Source organism: Aminithiophilus ramosus (assembly GCF_018069705.1).
GTDB lineage: Bacteria > Synergistota > Synergistia > Synergistales > Aminithiophilaceae > Aminithiophilus > Aminithiophilus ramosus.
The window spans coordinates 2017083-2034296 of the sequence record NZ_CP072943.1 but is presented as its reverse complement, the minus strand read 5'-3'; the positions used below and the strand labels follow the sequence as shown (position 1 = coordinate 2034296).

Genomic DNA, 17214 nt, shown 5'->3' with positions numbered 1-17214 from the left:
GCGAAAGCCGCAGGGCCCTCTTCTCTTCCGCGATAGTCAATGAGGTCCTCTGGCGGAGGAAAAAAGAGATAAAAGGCCAAAAACGACGCAGATCGCCTTCTAGGGCAAAATTTGGGACTTGAGTTTGATCAACGTTGACGCTAATATCATAGCCAACCTGCTGGCACTCGTCTCAAATGAGTGCTAACATAACAGAAGAGCCATCAAGCACAAGGAGGGATAGACTGTGCAGTTGAAGCCTTTGGCTGATCGCATCGTCGTGAAGGCCGTGACCCAGGAGAGCCGCACCAAGGGTGGGATCGTCCTGCCGGAGACGGCCAAGGAGAAGCCCCAGGAGGGCGAAGTCGCCGCCGTCGGCACGGGCAAGATCCTCGAGAACGGACAGAAACTTCCTCTTGAGGTCAAAGTCGGCGACCGCGTCATCTACAGCAAGTACGCCGGCACCGAGGTCAAGATCGAGGGCGAGGAGTACCTCATCCTCAGCGAGCGCGACGTTCTCGCCATCGTCGAAAAGTAGGAGGGAAAACCATGGCCAAGATTCTTGCCTTTGACGAAGAGGCCCGCCGCTCCCTCGAGCGCGGCATCAACAAGGTGGCCGACACCGTCGGCATCACCCTCGGCCCCAAGGGACGGAACGTCGTCCTCGAGAAGAAGTTCGGCTCTCCCACCATCACCAATGACGGCGTCACCATCGCCAAGGAGATCGAGCTCGAAGATCCCTTCGAAAACATGGGCGCCCAGCTTCTGAAAGAAGTGGCCTCCAAGACGAACGACGTCGCCGGAGACGGCACGACGACGGCCACCGTCCTGGCCCGCGCCATCATCCGCGAGGGCATGAAGAACGTCGCAGCCGGAGCCAACGGCATGCTCATGCGCCGCGGCATCGAGAAGGCCGTCGACGTCGTCGTCGACGAGCTGAAGGCCATGTCCATCCCCGTCAAGGAGAAGGCCAAGATCGCTCAGGTCGCCGCCATCTCCGCCAACGACCGCGCCATCGGCGACCTCATCGCCGAGGCCATGGACAAGGTCGGCGAGGAGGGCGTCACCTCCATCGAGGATAGCCAGACCGTCGGCACCACCCTTGAGATGGTCGAGGGCCTCCAGTTCGACAAGGGCTACGTGAGCCCCTACATGATCACCGATCCCGAGCGGATGGAGGCCTCCCTCGACGACGCCTACATCCTCATCAACGACGGCAAGGTGAGCAGCATGAAGGATCTCCTTCCCCTGCTGGAGAAGGTCGTCCAGACCGGCAAGCCCCTCCTGATCATCGCCGAGGATGTCGAGGGCGAGGCCCTGGCCACTCTCGTCGTCAACAAGCTTCGCGGCATCCTCAACGTCTGCGCCGTCAAGGCCCCCGGCTTCGGCGACCGCCGCAAGGCCATGCTGGCCGACATCGCCGTCGTCACCGGCGGTCAGGTCATCACCGAAGACCTGGGTCTCAAGCTCGAGAACGCCGACCTCTCCATGCTGGGTCGCGCCAAGCGCGTCAAGGTCACCAAGGACGACACGACCATCGTCCACGGCTCGGGCGATGCCGACGCCATCCGCAAGCGCGCCGCCCAGATCCGCGTCGAGCTCGAGAACTCCACCTCCGAGTACGACAAGGAGAAGCTCCAGGAGCGCCTGGCCAAGCTCGTCGGCGGCGTCGCCGTCATCCAGGTCGGAGCCGCCACGGAGACGGAGCAGAAGGAGCTCAAGCATCGCATCGAAGATGCCCTGAACGCCACCAGGGCCGCCGTGGAGGAGGGCATCGTCGCCGGAGGCGGCGTGGCTCTCGTCAACTCCGTCAAGGCCCTCGACGCCTTCCTCGAGAACCTCAATGCCGACGAGAGGACCGGAGCCATGCTGGTCCGCAAGGCCCTCACCTCTCCTCTCCACCTCATCGCCGACAACGCCGGTCTCCAGGGCGACGTCGTCGTCGAGAAGGTCATCGCCCTTCCCAAGGGACAGGGCCTCAACGCCGCCACGGGCGACTACGAGGACATGATCGCCGCCGGCATCATCGATCCTCTCAAGGTGACCCGCAGCGCCCTCCAGAACGCCGGCTCCATCGCCGCCATGGTCCTCACCACCGAGGCCCTTGTTGCCGACAAGCCCGAGAAGAAGGATGCCATGCCTCCCATGCCCGGAGGCGGCATGGGAATGGGCGACTTCTAGAGCCCGTCGCCGCGAAGGCCCCCGTTCTCCCGGAACGGGGGCCTTTTCGTAACCTGCCGCCGCTGTATCGGCTGCCCTTCTTCTGCTACCATGAGGGGGATTCCCCACGATGGAGGTGTGGGCCCTCGGGCCCGATCGATGATGAACGTCAAGGACAACATCCTGGTTCTGGACTACGGCTCCCAGTACACCCAGCTCATCGCCAGGCGCGTCCGGGAGCTCAAGGTCCACAGCGAAATCCTCCCCTGGGACGCTCCGGTGGAGACGATTCTCTCCCGGCACCCCAAGGGGATCATCCTTTCCGGCGGGCCGGCCAGCGCCACCGCTCCGGGAGCCCCGACGATCGACGGACGTCTGCTCGACGGATCCGTCCCCGTCCTGGGCATCTGCTACGGCATGCAGCTTCTGGCCCATGTCCTGGGCGGCAAGGTGCGCAAGGGGGCGAGCGCCGAGTACGGTGCCTCCGTCGTTCGCGTCACCGCGGCGGGCAACCCTCTCCTCCGAGGGCTGCCCGCGACCTTTCAGGCCTGGATGAGTCACTGGGACGAGGTGGCCGCCGTTCCGACCGGCTTCTCCGTCCATGCCGAGAGCGAATCGGGCGCGCCCGCCGCCTTCTCCGGCAGGGACGGCAAGGTCCTGGCCCTCCAGTTTCACCCCGAAGTGGTCCATACGGAAGGAGGGCTGGATGTGTTGCGCAACTTCCTCTTCGACGTCTGCCGCTGCGAGGAAAGCTGGAACCTCTCGGGCTGGGTCGACCAGATGACCTCGGAAATCGCCGCCAAGGTCGGTGGCGATCGGGTCGTCTGCGGCCTGTCGGGAGGCGTCGATTCGACGGTGGCCGCCGTCCTGACGAGCCGTGCCGTCGGCGACAGGCTCGAGTGCATCTTCGTCAACAACGGCCTCCTCCGCAAGGACGAGGCCCGGTCCGTCCTCGACCTCTACAGGGAGAAACTCAAACTCAAGGTCCACTACGTCGATGCCTCGCAGACCTTTCTCTCCCGTCTTGAGGGCGTCGTCGAGCCCGAGCGGAAGCGCAAGATCATCGGCGAGACCTTCGTCCGCGTCTTCGAGGCCAAGGCCGCCGAGATCGGCGGCGCCCAGTGGCTTCTCCAGGGGACTCTCTACCCCGACGTCATCGAAAGCGGCTTCAAGGGCAAGGGAGCCTCGGTCATCAAGACCCATCACAACGTCGGCGGCCTTCCCGACGACATCGCCTTCGGCCTCCTCGAGCCGCTGAGAGACCTCTTCAAGGACGAGGTCCGCGCCATCGGAGCCCTCATGGACGTTCCCGGCGCGATCCTGGGCCGTCACCCCTTTCCGGGTCCCGGTCTGGCCGTGCGCTGCCTCGGCGAGGTCTCCCCGGGCCGCCTCGACGTCCTCCGCGAGGCCGACGCCATCTTCGCCGAGGAGATCGTTGCCGCCGGCCTCTACGACAGGATGTGGCAGGCCTTCTGCGTCCTTTTGCCGGTGCGCACCGTAGGCGTCATGGGCGACGTTCGGACCTACGCCGAGGCCGTCGTCCTCCGGGCCGTCCACTCCCAGGACGGCATGACGGCCGACTGGGTGCGCCTGTCGCCGGAGCTTCTCGACCGAGTGTCGCGGCGGATCTGCAACGAGGTGGAAGGCGTCAATCGCGTCGTCCTCGACGTGACGAGCAAGCCCCCCGCAACGATCGAGTGGGAATGAGGTCGGCTGCGAATAAACGGTGACCTATCCCCGGAAACCTGCGCAATGCAAAGGGTTCCGGGGATGTTTTTGCGAACGTGCAGGCTGACCGAGAGGGTCGTCGGCTGACCGGCACGGGGAGGCCCGCGAAAGACCGCGCTTGGCGTGGTCTTTCGCCCTCGCCGGGCCCCTCATTGGCTGTAACTTAGCCGAATATTCCGGATAGAACGACGATTGCGGCTCCTGCCCGACGTGCCTGTCCGTATGGAATCATCCCTCGCATCGACCAGGAGGAAGGATCCCATGCGAACGCCGAGTCTTGAAAGCCATGAAAATCCTTTGGCCCAGGAGAGGGGGCAGAGGCTCTCGGAGCTCTTTCCGCGCCGGTGGATTCTCGAGCAGGCCAAGACATCGGGCTTCGTCGAAGGGGTCCGCACTCTCGATCCGATGGTCTTTTTTGGGCATCTGGTTCTCGCTTTCGGCTCTTCGAGCCGCCTGTGTCTTCTCCGGCTCCATCGGAGCCATGAGAAAGTCGCGCCGGACCGGATGACTTGGCCCGCCTTCTACGATCGCTTCACGCCGGAACGGCTCGAATTCCTCAAAAGATGCCTGGAGCGCGCCATGGCTCGCGTCGTCTTCGAGGCGCTCCCCGCGAGGGCGACGGCGCTCGAGGCCTGCGACATCAGGGAGATCGTCGCCATCGACAGCACCCTGATTCCTCTTCATCCCGATCTGGCCGAGAGCTTTCCCGACGCCAGGAGCACGACCTGTCCCGCGGCGGCGAAGCTGAACGTTCAACTCGGGCTTCTCGATCGCGCTCCCGGGGCCTTTTCCGTACCTCTCGGGCAAGACGGCCGAAAGCCCCCTCCTGCCGACGGAGGCGTGGATGGAAGGGCACCTGCTCCTTTTCGACCTGGGTTCTTTCAAGATCGAGCGCTTCCGGGAAATCGACGATAGCGGAGGCTTTTTCATCAGTCGCCTGAAGACGAACAGCAACCCCCTTCTGCTTCGGAGCCTGAGGGAAGGGCCGGGAAACCGCATCGACCTCCGTCACCGGCGCCTCCAGGAGGCGGAACCCCACCGGCGCCGCCAGGTCCTCGACGCCGAAGGACTTTTTGCCCCCCGTAACATCACGGACAAGAAGGTGCGGGAGATCGAGGAAGACCCTGCCTTCCGTCCCCTTCGTTTCGTCGGCGTCAAAAACGAGAAGACCGGCGAATATCATCTCCACGTCACCCATCTGCCGGCGGACAAGGTCTCTCCCGAGGAGATCGCTGATCTTTACCGGGCCCGATGGGCCGTGGAGATCTTTTTCAAGGAGCTTAAAAAAGGAGCTTAAAAGTCCCTTCGGCCTCTCGTCTCGGTTCGGGGAAAAAGCACAGTCGAAATCGTCATCTGCGTGGCCCTGACGGTCATCGTCTCGGGCCAGGTGCGCAGGGAACCGGAGAAGGAGCCGCGAAGCGACGTCAAGGAGATGGGACCTCTCCTCTACGCCGAGCACTTTCACCACACACGGGCCTCCTCCAAACCGTTCTTTATCACGAAGGCTTCCTCTTCGACCCGGCCTCGCTCCGGATCGGCGCCGTCAGGGCCGATCCCTTGCCCGAGCGCTACCGGAGAGGACGGCGGGAGGATGTCTAGCCAGAGAGAACCTAATTGATAGATGGACACCTTCTTGAATATTCGGCTAAGTTGCGGCCAATGAGTGAACGCTATATCCAGGAGTCGCTCGACAGGCTTTCGCAGAACAGGACCACGATCGTTATCGCTCACCGGCTCAGCACGATCCGCAACGCGGATGAAATAATTGTCATAACGGATGAGGGCATCGTGGACCGAGGAAGCCATGCAGAGCTTCTTGAAAGGGGAGGGCTCTATTCGCGCTATTATTGCATGCAATTTGACGGAGCGGAGGAGGTCGCCGGACAGTAAGCCCCTCTGGTGAAATTCTTCCTGTTGCACGGGTTCCCTTGAAGGGGCCGCGAGACGATCTCCGCGCGCCCTTTCGGGCTGCCTGTCCCTCGGACTTTCCCCTTTCGGATGAAAAACATCCCTGATAATATTATAAAAACATCCCTAAGGATATTAGAGAGAAAGAATATGAAGAAAGAATATGAAGACGGGGAAGAACGGAATGGAGGACGAGGCGCTCTTTTGCCGCGACGGTCATGTTTTTATTAAAATTTCATTTTATAGAAAGCGGATTGAAAGGTTATCGGCTCTATGCTATGGTGGGGTGGAAATTCGGCCGGGTCGATGATGCCCGGTCGACGGCATTTCGACAGCGGCGGTTGAACGCTGCGGCGTGCGGAATGGAGCAAGTCGAGACGAGAAACAAGGCCCGTGGTCATGGCCCGCCTCGGGCTGGCTCTTTCTTGCAGGGAGAGGGACTTTCTCGGTCGGGGGCTCGAAGAGTGCCGTTTCTTCGAGAGCTCGGGCGGCTCTCCTTTTTCTGTCGGCCGGCGACCGTCTGTCGCGGCATGCAGGATCGATTCTTGCGGATCTGGCAGCTCTGAGGAAAGGAGGCCCTTGCTCTGGACGGAAAAGGTGACTTTCACATCGGTGCCGCGAATCGGGCAGCCCTTTATCCCTTCGTCGCCGTCTTCGCCCTGACGGCGGTTCTGAGTTATATCGTCGCTTTTCCCCTTCTGCGTCCTCTGGCCTGGTCGGCTCTGCTCTCGTTTTTCGCCTATCCTCTCTACCGAGGGCTCCAGACCCGACTCTTCAGAGGGCGTCTCCCCGTCGTGGCCGCGGCTCTGACGACGGCGGCCATCGTGCTCCTTCTCGTCATTCCGGCCCTCTTCGTCGGCATTTCCCTCGCCCGCGAGGGCATCCGTCTTTACGGTTACTTCGTCGACCATTTCCTCCGCCTCGATCCGAACGCGGCCGTCACCCTGGAATCTTTCCTGCCCGAGGGGGTGGCGGCTAGGCTCGTCCCCTTTCTCGATCCCCTCTCCTTCCTGGGGGGGACTCTGCGACAGACGGCGGCGTGGCTGGCCTCCTCTTTGGCCACGGCCTCCCGGGCCTTTCTCGAGAATGCCTTCCGCCTCGGCTATCAGCTCATCGTCATTGCCGTGGCCTCCTTTTTTCTGCTCAAGGACGGCCATCTGATCGTCCAGTTCGTCAGCGACATCACGCCTCTATCCCTCGATCAGCGCGGCGTCTTCTTCGACCGCATCAGGCGGATGATGACGGCCATGATCTACGGCGTGACGCTGACGGCCGGTCTCCAGGCCTTTCTCGGCCTTCTGGGCTGGCTTTTCGTCGGCCTGCCCAATCCGGCCATCTTCGGCCTTCTCATGTTCATTTTGGCCATGATCCCCTTCGTCGGAACGCCTCTCATCTGGGGGCCGGGGGCCCTTTTCCTCATCCTGTCCGGCGATGTCCGCAGCGGCGTCATTCTTCTCGTCTGGGGCGTCGCCGTCGTCAGCGCCGTCGACAATCTCGTCCGGCCCATCTTCATTTCCGAGGGGAGCAAGGTGCCTCTTCTCGTCGTCTTCATCGGTGTCGTCGGCGGCCTTGCGGCCTGGGGCTTTCTCGGTCTCTTTCTCGGTCCCCTCGTTCTGACGGTTTTCATCTTCCTCCTTGACACCTATCGCCTCGCCTGGCGGGAGGCCCGCAGCAGCTGAACCGTCGCGGCGTTCCCCGAGCCATCGCCTTCCGTGAGGAAAGGAGCTGTTCGTCCGTGCCTTTCGTCGTCGCCGTCTCCGGTTTCAAGGACAGCGGGAAAACCACCCTCTGCGTGGAACTCGTCGAGCGCCTCAAGGAGCGAGGCGTCGACGTCGCTTTCATCAAGCACAGCTGCGAATCCCCCCTTTCCGGCGCCTCGACGGACAGCGGGAGGATCCTCATGCGGGGCGTGCCCGCTCTTTTGTGGAGCGATGAGGGCGTCCGACTCGAGCGGGCCGGCGATCTGAGCCTGGAGGAGATCGTCTACCGCTTCTTTCCCGCCGTCGACATCGTCCTCGTCGAAGGGGCCAAATCCCTTCCCCTGCCGCGGATCTGGGTCGCTCCGGGGGGGAGGTGCCCGAGGCGGTCTCCGGCGTCATCGCCCGCTACGACCGGGCTCGGAGCGAAAGCCGACCGGAGGAGCGGCTTTTCGGATCGGAGGGGGTGGAGGCTCTGGCTTCCCTTCTTTTCGACAGGTGGCGCAGGGCGGAGCCGACGGGCGTCGCCCTTTACGGGGGAACGAGGCGGATTCCCGCCAAGGCCTTCGTCGCCGATTTTCTCGCCGGCGGAGTCAAGGGCATGGTCCGGGCCCTCAAGGGAGGAGAGGACCTCGCTCAGGGGCTGACTCTCTTCATCGGCCGGGAGGAAGCCGGAGACGGGGGGGAAGGGAGCTGACCTCTTCCTGAGCGTTCGAGGGTTTCCCCCTTTTTCGCGTCCTTTCTTGTAATGGCTCAAGGTCCTGTCTATAATGAGGTTCGCTCCGGCCCTTCATAAGGGTAAGGTGGGGTGCGCCCTTATCAGAAATCGCACAAGGATTAAAGGAGGTTTCATCGGATGGAAGCGCAGCTGCTCTGGTTGGCCGGTGGGGCAGGCATCGTGGCTTTGGCCTACGCCTTTTTCGCCGTCGGAAAGATCAAGTCCTTTGAAGTTGAGAACGAGAGGATCGTCGAGCTTTCGGCGATCATTCAGAAGGGTTCCATGGCCTTTCTCTCTCGCGAGTACCGTGCCCTCGTCCCCTTCGTCGCTCTCGTGGCTCTCCTGCTGGCCTTCAAGATCAGCCTGGCCTCGGCGGTCTGCTTCCTGCTCGGCGCGGCCTGCAGCGCCGTCGCCGGTTACGTCGGCATGCGGGTGGCCACGACGGCCAACGGCAAGACGGCTTCCGCGGCCGTCAAGGGCATGAACAGCGCCCTCGCCGTGGCCTTCACGGGTGGCTCCGTCATGGGCATGTCCGTCGTCGGCATCGGCATTCTTGGCGTCGCCCTCTGCTACTTCCTCTTCCGCGATCCCAACGTCATCACCGGCTTCGGCTTCGGCGCCAGCTCCATCGCCCTCTTCGCCCGCGTCGGCGGCGGCATCTACACCAAGGCGGCCGACGTGGGCGCCGACCTCGTCGGCAAGGTCGAGGCGGGCATCCCCGAGGACGATCCGCGCAATCCCGCCGTCATCGCCGACAACGTGGGCGACAACGTGGGCGACATCGCCGGAATGGGCGCCGATCTCTTCGAGTCCTACGTGAACTCCATCATCGCCGCCATGGCCATAGGCCTCGTCGTCTTCGGCGGCGCCGGCGTGGCCTATCCCCTCGTCCTGGCGGCGCTGGGAATCTTCTCGGCCATCATCGGGACCTTCTTCGTCCGCGTCAAAGAGGGGGGCAATCCCCAGCTCGCCCTGCGGATGGGGACCTTCGCCACGGGCGGTTTCATGATCGCCGGCTCCTGGGTGGCCACGAAAATGGTCTTCGACGGAGATTCCACCCTCTTTTTCGCCGTCCTTGCCGGCGTGGCCGTCGGCGTCCTCATCGGCTACGTGACGGAGATCTACACCTCTTCCTCCTACAAGTCCGTCCAGCAGATCGCTCAGGCCTCCGAGACGGGACACGCCACGAACATCCTGGCCGGCATCGGCGTCGGAATGATCTCGACGGCCGTTCCCGTCCTCCTCATCTGCGCCGCCATCCTCGTCGGCGTCAAGTACGGCGGTCTCTACGGCATCGCCTGCTCCGCCGTGGGCATGCTCTCCATCGTCGGCATGAGCCTCAGCGTCGACGCCTACGGTCCCATCGCCGACAACGCCGGCGGTCTGGCCGAGATGAGCCATCTTCCTCCCGAGGTCCGCAAGATCACCGACCATCTCGACGCCGTGGGGAACACGACGGCCGCCATCGGCAAGGGGCTCGCCATCGGGTCGGCGGCCCTGACGGCTCTGGCCCTCTTCGCGGCCTACGCCGCCGCCGTCGGCATCGACGTCATCAACCTCAGCGATCCCCGCGTCATGGTCGGTCTCTTCATCGGAGGCATGCTCCCCTTCGTCTTCTCGGCCCTGACCATTCAGGCCGTGGGGCGGGCCGCGGCCAGCATGATCGACGAAGTCCGCCGCCAGTTCCGCGAGATCCCCGGCATCATGGAGGGGACGGGACGTCCCGAGTACGAGCGCTGCATCGACATCTCCACCAAGGCCTCTCTCCGCGAGATGGTCGTTCCGGGGCTCCTGGCCGTGGTCAGTCCCGTCGTCGTCGGTATGGCCCTCGGCCCCGAGGCCCTCGGCGGTCTCCTGGCCGGCTCCATCGTCACCGGCGTCATGATGGCGATCTTCATGTCCAACGCCGGAGGCGCCTGGGACAACGCCAAGAAGTACATCGAGGAGGGGCACCACGGCGGCAAGGGGTCCGACGCCCACTCCGCGGCCGTCGTCGGCGACACCGTCGGCGACCCCTTCAAGGACACTTCGGGACCGAGCCTCAATATCCTGATCAAGCTCATGTCCGTCGTGGCCCTGGTGATGGCGCCTCTTTTCCTCTAAGGGCTCGCCGCTCCGTCCAAGTTGCACCTTCAGGGAACAGAGGAGAGGGCCGGGCCCTCCTCTCTGTTCCCTCTTCCTTCCCGGGAGGTGAGCGTGATGGCCGATGACGCCGTCGCAGAGATCAAATCGCGTCTGGACATCGTCGACGTCGTCGGTGCCTATGTCCCCCTCCGCAAGGCGGGCCGCAACTATCTCGGTCTCTGCCCCTTCCACGGAGAAAAGACCCCCTCGTTCCACGTCTCGCCCGAGCGCCAGACCTACCACTGCTTCGGCTGCGGGAAGGGAGGCGACATCTTCTCCTTTCTCATGGAGATAGAGGGCCTTTCCTTTCCCGAGGCCCTCGAACAGCTGGCCCTGAGGGCCGGCGTCGTCGTCCGCCGCAAGGCGGAGGAACGAAGGACCGGCCTGCGGGACGTCCTCGACGAGGCCCTTCTCTTTTTCCGCAGGGCCTTGAGCCTTCCGTCGGGAGAGATCGGACGATCCTATCTGGCCCGTCGCCAGGTCAGCCGCACTCACGAGGAGGCCTTCGAGCTGGGGTGGACGCCTCGGGCCTGGGATGCCCTTGCCCGTCACCTTGAGGGCAAAAATTTCCCCCTCAAGCTTCTGGAAGAGAGCGGCCTCGTCATGGCGGGGAAAAAGGGATTCTACGATCGTTTCCGGGGACGGATCATCTTTCCCATCCGGGACCTGACGGGTAAGCTCATCGCCTTCGGCGGCCGTCTCGTCGACGGAGAGGGCGCCAAGTACATCAACAGCCCCGAAAACGAGCTCTACAGCAAACGGCGCTCCCTCTACCTGATCGACAGGGCCCGCCGTGTCGCCATGGAGCGGGGGAGAACCATTCTCGTCGAGGGGTACATGGATGCCCTGCGCCTCCACGCCGAGGGCTTCACCGAGGCCGTGGCCTCCCTCGGCACGGCTTTGACGGAGGAGCAGGCCGGTCTCCTCAAGCGCCTCTCCGATCGCTGCTACATCTGCTACGACTCCGATCTTTCGGGCAAGGAGGCGACGCTCAAGGGCATGTACGTCCTTCAGCGCTCGGGCCTCGACGTCCACGTCGTCGCCCTGCCGGCCGGCAAAGACCCCGACGAGCTGCTCCTCCAACCGGGAGGGAAAGAGGCTTTCGAGAGAGCCCTCGGAGAGGCCCGTCCTCTCCTGGCTCATCATATCGCCCTCCGTGCCGAGGCCTTTCGCGACCGACGGAGGAGGAGGGGCGCCATCGAAGAGCTCATCGAAGGGCTTCTCTCCCTGCCCCTGCTGGATATCGCTCCCTTTCTCCCCGAAATCGCCTCGGCCATGGATGTCTTTCCCCGTCAGCTTCAGCAGATTCTCGACGAGAGGAGGAAGGGGCTTTCCCTTTCTCTCTCCGTCGAAGGCCGGGGGCAGAGGCCGGAGGAAGGTAAAAGGGTTTCTCCCTGCGTACCTGTCGATGGGGGGGAAGAAGAAAACCCTCGCGATCCCTGGGAGGAGATCCTCTGCTGGCTCCTCTGGAGCGACGGTCGGCTCCGCTCGGAAGCCGACGCCTCCGTCGTCCTCCCCCTCCTGAAAGACCCCGTGGCCTGCTCCATCGTCTGTGCCCTCCTGGCCGGAGAGATGCCGGAAGAACTCTCCGCCCGGTGGCTCGAAACGGAGGAAAAGAAGGCCCCGGCCCTGCTGGCCGCGGGAGGCGATCGCTGCGAGCGCCTCCCGCGGGACCGATCCCGATGGGACCTGGCCCTTCAGGGACTGACGGAGGTCCGTCTGCGTGAGGAGTACGATGTGATCAAGGCCAGAATGGTCGCCGGCGAGGCCACGGCCGAAGAGATGTCCCGTTATCGCGAAATCGCCGGAAAACTGAAGGGAGGGAGAGCCACGTAATGACCAAAAAGAAGACGTCGCCCAAGAGCCCCAAGACGACAAAGAGCGAAACCGACGTCAAAAAACAGCCCACTCGCGAGGAAGTCCTCTCCTACATCGACAAGATCAAGGAACTGCTCCAGATGGGGCGCGAGAAGGGCTTCGTCACCTACGAGGAGATCGAGAAACATTTCCCGGCCGAGTTCCTGACGGAGGAGACGCTGGACAACCTCTACTCCGAGCTGGCCGAACTGCAGATTCAGGTCGTCGACGAAAACCGCCGTCCCGCCGCCAGCGGAGAGGAGATCGTCCAGGCCACGGGACCGGACGACGAGGTGGGCGATCTCGAAGATCTGCCTCTTTCCGACCCCGTCCGGATGTATCTGAGGGAGATCGGCAAGATCAACCTCCTCACGTCGGAACAGGAAGTCTCCCTGGCCAAGCGCGTCGAAGAGGGCGATCCGAGGGCCAAGATGGCCCTCGTCGAAGCCAACCTGCGCCTCGTCGTCAGCATCGCCAAGAAGTACATCGGCCGAGGCATGCTCTTTCTCGATCTCATCCAGGAGGGGAACCTGGGCCTTATCCGGGCCGTCGAGAAGTTCGATTACCGCAAGGGCTTCAAATTCAGCACCTACGCCACCTGGTGGATCCGCCAGGCCATCACCAGGGCCATCGCCGATCAGGCCCGGACGATTCGCATCCCCGTCCACATGGTGGAGACGATCAACAAGCTGATCCGCATCTCCCGTCAGCTCGTCCAGCGTCTGGGGCGGGAGCCGACGGCCGAGGAGATCGCCCGCGAGATGGAGATCAACCCCGAGCGGGTCGAGGAGATTCAGCGCATCGCCCAGGAGCCCGTCTCCCTCGAGACGCCCATCGGCGAGGAGGAGGACAGCCAGCTCGGCGACTTCCTGGAGGACAAGGATCTGCCCAGTCCCGAGGACGCCGCGGCGGGCCAGCTTCTGAGAGAGCAGCTCGAGGGAATGCTCGAAGATCTGACGGACAGGGAGAAGCAGGTCCTGCGGCTTCGTTTCGGCCTCGAGGACGGTCACGCCTATACGTTGGAGGAGGTGGGGAAGCGCTTCGGCGTCACCCGGGAGAGAATCCGCCAGATCGAGGCCAAGGCGCTGCGCAAGCTGCGTCATCCCAGCCGGAGCAAGAAGCTCCGCGATTTTCTCGATTGATTTCTTTCACCCCTTTGCGGCTCCTGCGCGAAGGCATATCCACAGGAGGTGACAGACAGTGAGAAAAGCCGTGGTCCGAGACGTGCGGGAACAGTTCTCCCCGGCCTCAGCCGTCCTCTCTCTCTATGGCGACACGGACCGGAGCCGTCGTTCGCCCAAGGAGATCGTCATCGCCCTCAAGAACCTCTATCGCGAGGCGCTGCGCCTCGTCGAAACCTGGCCTCGCGAGGATCAGGAATCGGTGCGGATTCTTCTGGAGAGGCTCTTTCCCCGCGTCGAAGATCTCTCGACGGACCTGCCCAAGGGTTGGGTCTTCTTCGTCAGCCCCCGGTCGCAAACCTTTTCCCTGCCCCTCCCCGGCCCCGTCGCGCCGTCGGCCTGCCTGGGGAGAGAGCCGCAGCTTTTCCCTCTCGTTCAGGTTCTCTCTCCCTTTCGGGAGACCCTCGTTCTCCTCGTCGAAAGCCGGACCGTCGCCTTCCTCCGCCGTTTCGGCGCCGAGCTGGAACTGATCCATCGGCGCGACGTCGATTTCCCCTCCAGGGTCAAATCGGGAGGTCGCCAGGGCATGGAAGAACGTCGCATCGAGCGCCATGCCGAGGAGGAGACGGGCCGCATCCTTCGCGACGTCGCCGTCCAGGCCAGAGCGCTTTTCAAGGGAGGGACCTTCCGGCGCGCTCTCGTCGCCGGACCGAGGGAATTGGCGCTGCCCCTGACCGACCTCCTGAGGGAGCAGCTCCCGACGGAGGAGCTGGACCTTCTTCCCGAGACGCCGGAAAGGGGAGAGGCAGCCCTGCGGGCTCTCCTCGATCAGTGGGCTCAGACCCGTTTCTGGCAGGAGGGGGAGGCGCTCGTCGACAGAGTCGTGACCGAAGCCCCCAAGGGAGGACCTGCCGCCGCCGGATGGAGGGCCGTGCTGGCCGCCTCGGGGAGAGGCGCCGTCCATCAGCTCCTCCTCGAGGAACGGGAGCTGCGTCGCGGTGTCCGTTGCCCCGCTTGCGGAGCTCTGGGTCTCGACGAGGAGACCTGTCCCCTCTGCGGCGGCGGGACCGTCGAAGAGCCCGATCTCATGGAAGCCCTCATCGGTCAGGTTTACGACAAGGACGGGGAGGTCCTCGTCCTCGGACGTCCCTCTCCTCTTCGCGAGTGGGAGGGACTGGGGGCCCTTTTGCGTTTTTCCCTCTAGTTTTTCCTCTGGGAGTCCGTGCGGTCGCTCGGGGAAAAGGTTGATTTGGCCTGACCCATAAGACAAAGAATCTGACTTCACGAACAAGGAATTTCTTTTAGATATCATGAAATGGGTAATGATCCCCTGCAGTCAGGTCAAGCCTGACAGACTTCTGGAAGGGGGAGGCGATCCCCCTCGGTTTCCCCGTGGGGGGAACCGAGGGGATCTCCTCGCCGAAGGCCCCGGCCGCTCGGAGATATCCGATGGAACGCATTGATGCCTTGCCGATATTTTTGCTATACTGAACAACGATTTGTGCTTGGAGGATCAAATGATGAGGGCGGACAAGTTTCTCAAGCTGTCGCGGCTGGTCAAGCGCAGGACCGTGGCTCAGGAGATGATCGAGGCCGGTGCCGTTCTCCTCTGCGGGCGGAGGGCCAAGGCCTCGTCGGAGGTGCGCGTCGGCGATCGGCTGGAAGTCTCCTATCCCGGCCGGACTCTTCTTGTCGACGTGCTCTGCGACGACGAGACGGCCTTGCGCCGCGGCGTCGAGGCCTATTCTCTGATGGAGGAGCGGCGCAAGGCGCCAGGTGGACGCTCCGGCGAGGACGGAGTCTGACGGGGGAGAGAAAAGGGGAGAGGGGAAAGAGTTTGGGGAAAAAGGTGGTTTTGCGATGGGGCTGATAGTGGGAATTCACGGCAGGGAGGTCCTCGATTCGAGAGGCACTCCCGCCGTCGAGGCCGAGGTCTGGCTCGACAGCGGAGTGACGGCCCGGGCCATCGTCCCCTCCGGAGCGTCGACGGGAGGCTTCGGGGCCGTCGGACTTCGCGACGGAGGCGATCGGTACATGGGCAGGGGAGTCCTCGACGCCGTCCGGAACGTCAATGACGTCCTCTCGCCTCTCCTGATCGGCACGGAGGCCTCCGATCAGTTCCTCGTCGACGGGGCGATGATCGACGAAGACGGCAGGGCCGACAAGGGGAGGCTGGGGGCCAACGCCATCCTCGCCGTCTCGATGGCCGTGGCCCGTGCGGCCGCCCTGGAACACGACAGGCCCCTCTGGGCCTGGATCGGAGGCATGGGACCCTACTCGCTGCCCCTGCCCATGATGAACGTCATCGACGGCGGCGTCCACGCCGCCGTCGGCCTCGACATTCAGGAGTTCATGATCGTTCCCCACGGCGCTTCCGAGTTCTCCGAGGCGCTGCGTATGGGCGTCGAGATCTGCCATCACCTGAAGGGGATCCTCCGGGCCGGGGGGCACTCGACGGCCGTCGGCGACGAAGGTGGCTTCGCTCCCCGTCTCGGGAGCAGCCGCCAGGCCCTGGATCTGCTCGTCGAGGCCATCGTCGCGGCCGGTTATCGCCCCGGCGATGACGTGGGCCTCGCTCTCGGCGTGGCCGCCACGGAACTCCGCGAGGGAGACCGTTATCGTCTTCGCAAGGAGGCGAGGAGTTTGTCCTCCTCTCAGCTGATCGACTATTACGACGAACTCTGCCGCGACTATCCCCTGGTCTCGATCGAGGACGGCTTGGCCGAGGAGGACTGGGAGGGGTGGGCCGTCGCCACGGAGAGGCTGGGCTCGAAGGTCCAGCTCGTCGGCGGCGACCTCTTCGTCACCCATCCCGGGCGCTTCCGCCGCGGCATCGACGAGGGGGTGGCCAACGCCGTTCGGGTCCGTCCCGATCAGATCGGGACGGTCACGGAAACGCTTCAGGTCATCGATATGGCCCGCCGCAACGGCTATGGCGCCGTCATCTCTCACCGCTCGGGCGAGACGGAAGACGCCTTCATCGCCGATTTGGCCGTGGGCACCGGAGCGGGGCAGATCAAGGCGGGGGCTCCCGCCCGAACGGATCGCGTCGCCAAGTACAACCAACTCCTCCGCATCGCCGAGGAACTGGGAGGAAGGGCTCCCTTCGCGGGGCGAACCCCTTTCTCCCGCCGCAGCTGAGAGTTCATGACAGGGCAGCGCAGAAGCCATAGAGACAGGAGTCGAGACGATTGACCATGAAAGTCGCCGAACCCACAGTAGAACGTCTGGTTCAGTATTGTCGCCTCCTGGAGCAGCTTCACGAGGAGGGACGTCGCGTCGTCTCCTCCCAGGAGATCGGCGAGATGCTGGGCCTCAAGGCCAGCCAGGTGCGCAAGGATCTCTCCTATTTCGGAGAGATCGGCAAAAGGGGCGTCGGCTATCACGTCGACCGTCTCTTCGATCACATCCAGGGGATTCTTGCGCCTCCCCACCACTGGAGCATCGGTCTCGTCGGCGCCGGACGCTTGGGCGAGGCCCTCCTGGGCTACAAGGCCTTCAAAAGCAACAAGTTCTCCGTCGAGGCCGTTTTCGACGTCGATCCCGAAAAGGTCGGATCGACGGTGTCGGGCATTCCCTGTTTCCACTCCGACTCCCTGCCGAAAATCCTCATGGAGAAGAACATCGAAGTCCTCATCCTCACCATTCCCGCCTCGTCGGCACAGTCCGTCGTGGATCTCGCGGCCAAGGCGGGGACGCTGAAGGGCATTCTGTCCTTTGCGCCGACGACGCTCGTCGCTCCCGACGGCGTCCTGATCTACGGCGTCGACATTTCGGTGGAGCTGGAAAAACTGCTCTTCTACCTCAAGCACTGCGAAGTCTGAGCTTTTCCGGTTCACATCGCAGGGGCTGCCGTGCTACAATGGGCAGCGATTTCCCAAGAAACCTCATAGCGGGAGGCGGTTCGTTTGCAGCAGCAAGG

Annotated in this window: 15 protein-coding genes and 1 pseudogene; 15 read left to right on the top strand and 1 reads right to left on the bottom strand. The window is 63.6% G+C overall.

What is annotated here, in order from left to right:
• Positions 1-226 precede the first annotated feature (226 nt).
• The 5 genes from groES (at position 227) to KAR29_RS09395 (ending at position 5164) form a co-directional block, all read left to right on the top strand.
• Positions 227-517 (top strand): co-chaperone GroES, encoded by a 291-nt coding sequence (groES, locus tag KAR29_RS09415; RefSeq protein WP_274372744.1) that lies wholly within the window; start codon positions 227-229, stop codon positions 515-517.
• Between the two features lie 11 nt (positions 518-528).
• Complete coding sequence (gene groL, locus KAR29_RS09410) at positions 529-2160, top strand: chaperonin GroEL (protein ID WP_274372743.1); 1632 nt, start codon at positions 529-531, stop codon at positions 2158-2160.
• Positions 2161-2301: 141 nt separating this feature from the next.
• Positions 2302-3846 carry a glutamine-hydrolyzing GMP synthase gene (guaA, locus tag KAR29_RS09405; protein ID WP_274374960.1) on the top strand — a complete coding sequence of 515 codons (1545 nt, stop codon included), beginning with the start codon at positions 2302-2304 and terminating at the stop codon, positions 3844-3846.
• A 282-nt stretch (positions 3847-4128) separates the two neighbouring features.
• Positions 4129-4782: a hypothetical protein gene (locus KAR29_RS09400; RefSeq protein ID WP_274372742.1), complete on the top strand. Its 654-nt coding sequence runs from the start codon at positions 4129-4131 to the stop codon at positions 4780-4782.
• On the top strand, positions 4712-5164 hold the full coding sequence (locus KAR29_RS09395; protein WP_274372741.1) for a transposase: 453 nt from the start codon (positions 4712-4714) through the stop codon (positions 5162-5164). Before KAR29_RS09400 ends, KAR29_RS09395 begins: the two co-directional genes overlap by 71 nt.
• 164 nt (positions 5165-5328) lie before the next feature.
• Here the strand turns inward: KAR29_RS09395 and KAR29_RS09390 are convergent, their stop codons facing one another.
• Positions 5329-5673, bottom strand: coding sequence for a hypothetical protein (locus tag KAR29_RS09390; RefSeq protein WP_274372740.1), 345 nt, complete (start codon positions 5671-5673; stop codon positions 5329-5331).
• Between the two features lie 686 nt (positions 5674-6359).
• On the opposite strand from KAR29_RS09390, the gene KAR29_RS09385 reads away from it, so the two are divergent.
• From KAR29_RS09385 to KAR29_RS09345, 10 genes and pseudogenes are all read left to right on the top strand, one after another.
• Positions 6360-7454 carry an AI-2E family transporter gene (locus KAR29_RS09385; RefSeq protein ID WP_311135635.1) on the top strand — a complete coding sequence of 365 codons (1095 nt, stop codon included), beginning with the start codon at positions 6360-6362 and terminating at the stop codon, positions 7452-7454.
• A gap of 56 nt (positions 7455-7510) precedes the next feature.
• Positions 7511-7822 (top strand): annotated as a pseudogene (locus KAR29_RS14090) (molybdopterin-guanine dinucleotide biosynthesis protein B); the annotation flags it as partial.
• A 26-nt stretch (positions 7823-7848) separates the two neighbouring features.
• Positions 7849-8169 carry a hypothetical protein gene (locus KAR29_RS09380; RefSeq protein ID WP_274372739.1) on the top strand — a complete coding sequence of 107 codons (321 nt, stop codon included), beginning with the start codon at positions 7849-7851 and terminating at the stop codon, positions 8167-8169.
• A 159-nt stretch (positions 8170-8328) separates the two neighbouring features.
• Complete coding sequence (locus tag KAR29_RS09375) at positions 8329-10293, top strand: sodium-translocating pyrophosphatase (protein WP_274372738.1); 1965 nt, start codon at positions 8329-8331, stop codon at positions 10291-10293.
• A 96-nt stretch (positions 10294-10389) separates the two neighbouring features.
• Complete coding sequence (dnaG, locus tag KAR29_RS09370) at positions 10390-12150, top strand: DNA primase (protein ID WP_274372737.1); 1761 nt, start codon at positions 10390-10392, stop codon at positions 12148-12150.
• Positions 12150-13313 carry an RNA polymerase sigma factor RpoD gene (gene rpoD / locus KAR29_RS09365; RefSeq protein ID WP_274372736.1) on the top strand — a complete coding sequence of 388 codons (1164 nt, stop codon included), beginning with the start codon at positions 12150-12152 and terminating at the stop codon, positions 13311-13313. The genes dnaG and rpoD overlap by 1 nt, the downstream gene beginning before the upstream one ends.
• Positions 13314-13371: 58 nt before the next feature.
• The gene (locus KAR29_RS09360; protein ID WP_274372735.1) at positions 13372-14496 is read left to right on the top strand and encodes a baeRF10 domain-containing protein; all 1125 of its coding nucleotides are present in this window, start codon (positions 13372-13374) and stop codon (positions 14494-14496) included.
• A 316-nt stretch (positions 14497-14812) separates the two neighbouring features.
• Positions 14813-15097 (top strand): S4 domain-containing protein, encoded by a 285-nt coding sequence (locus tag KAR29_RS09355; protein ID WP_274372734.1) that lies wholly within the window; start codon positions 14813-14815, stop codon positions 15095-15097.
• Between the two features lie 55 nt (positions 15098-15152).
• Positions 15153-16433, top strand: coding sequence for a phosphopyruvate hydratase (gene eno / locus KAR29_RS09350; RefSeq protein WP_274372733.1), 1281 nt, complete (start codon positions 15153-15155; stop codon positions 16431-16433).
• A gap of 56 nt (positions 16434-16489) precedes the next feature.
• Positions 16490-17116, top strand: coding sequence for a redox-sensing transcriptional repressor Rex (locus KAR29_RS09345; RefSeq protein WP_274374958.1), 627 nt, complete (start codon positions 16490-16492; stop codon positions 17114-17116).
• Positions 17117-17214 lie beyond the last annotated feature (98 nt).

Excerpts from the sequence above, each read along its gene's own strand:
- KAR29_RS09345 (WP_274374958.1), top strand. The coding sequence starts at position 16,490 with ATGAAAGTCGCCGAACCCACAGTAGAACGTCTGGTTCAGTATTGTCGC.
- guaA (WP_274374960.1), top strand. The coding sequence starts at position 2,302 with ATGAACGTCAAGGACAACATCCTGGTTCTGGACTACGGCTCCCAGTAC.
- groL (WP_274372743.1), top strand. The coding sequence starts at position 529 with ATGGCCAAGATTCTTGCCTTTGACGAAGAGGCCCGCCGCTCCCTCGAG.
- KAR29_RS09390 (WP_274372740.1), bottom strand. The coding sequence starts at position 5,673 with ATGGCTTCCTCGGTCCACGATGCCCTCATCCGTTATGACAATTATTTC.
- rpoD (WP_274372736.1), top strand. The coding sequence starts at position 12,150 with ATGACCAAAAAGAAGACGTCGCCCAAGAGCCCCAAGACGACAAAGAGC.
- KAR29_RS09355 (WP_274372734.1), top strand. The coding sequence starts at position 14,813 with ATGAGGGCGGACAAGTTTCTCAAGCTGTCGCGGCTGGTCAAGCGCAGG.
- KAR29_RS09395 (WP_274372741.1), top strand. The coding sequence starts at position 4,712 with ATGGAAGGGCACCTGCTCCTTTTCGACCTGGGTTCTTTCAAGATCGAG.
- dnaG (WP_274372737.1), top strand. The coding sequence starts at position 10,390 with ATGGCCGATGACGCCGTCGCAGAGATCAAATCGCGTCTGGACATCGTC.
- KAR29_RS09375 (WP_274372738.1), top strand. The coding sequence starts at position 8,329 with ATGGAAGCGCAGCTGCTCTGGTTGGCCGGTGGGGCAGGCATCGTGGCT.
- KAR29_RS09400 (WP_274372742.1), top strand. The coding sequence starts at position 4,129 with ATGCGAACGCCGAGTCTTGAAAGCCATGAAAATCCTTTGGCCCAGGAG.
- eno (WP_274372733.1), top strand. The coding sequence starts at position 15,153 with ATGGGGCTGATAGTGGGAATTCACGGCAGGGAGGTCCTCGATTCGAGA.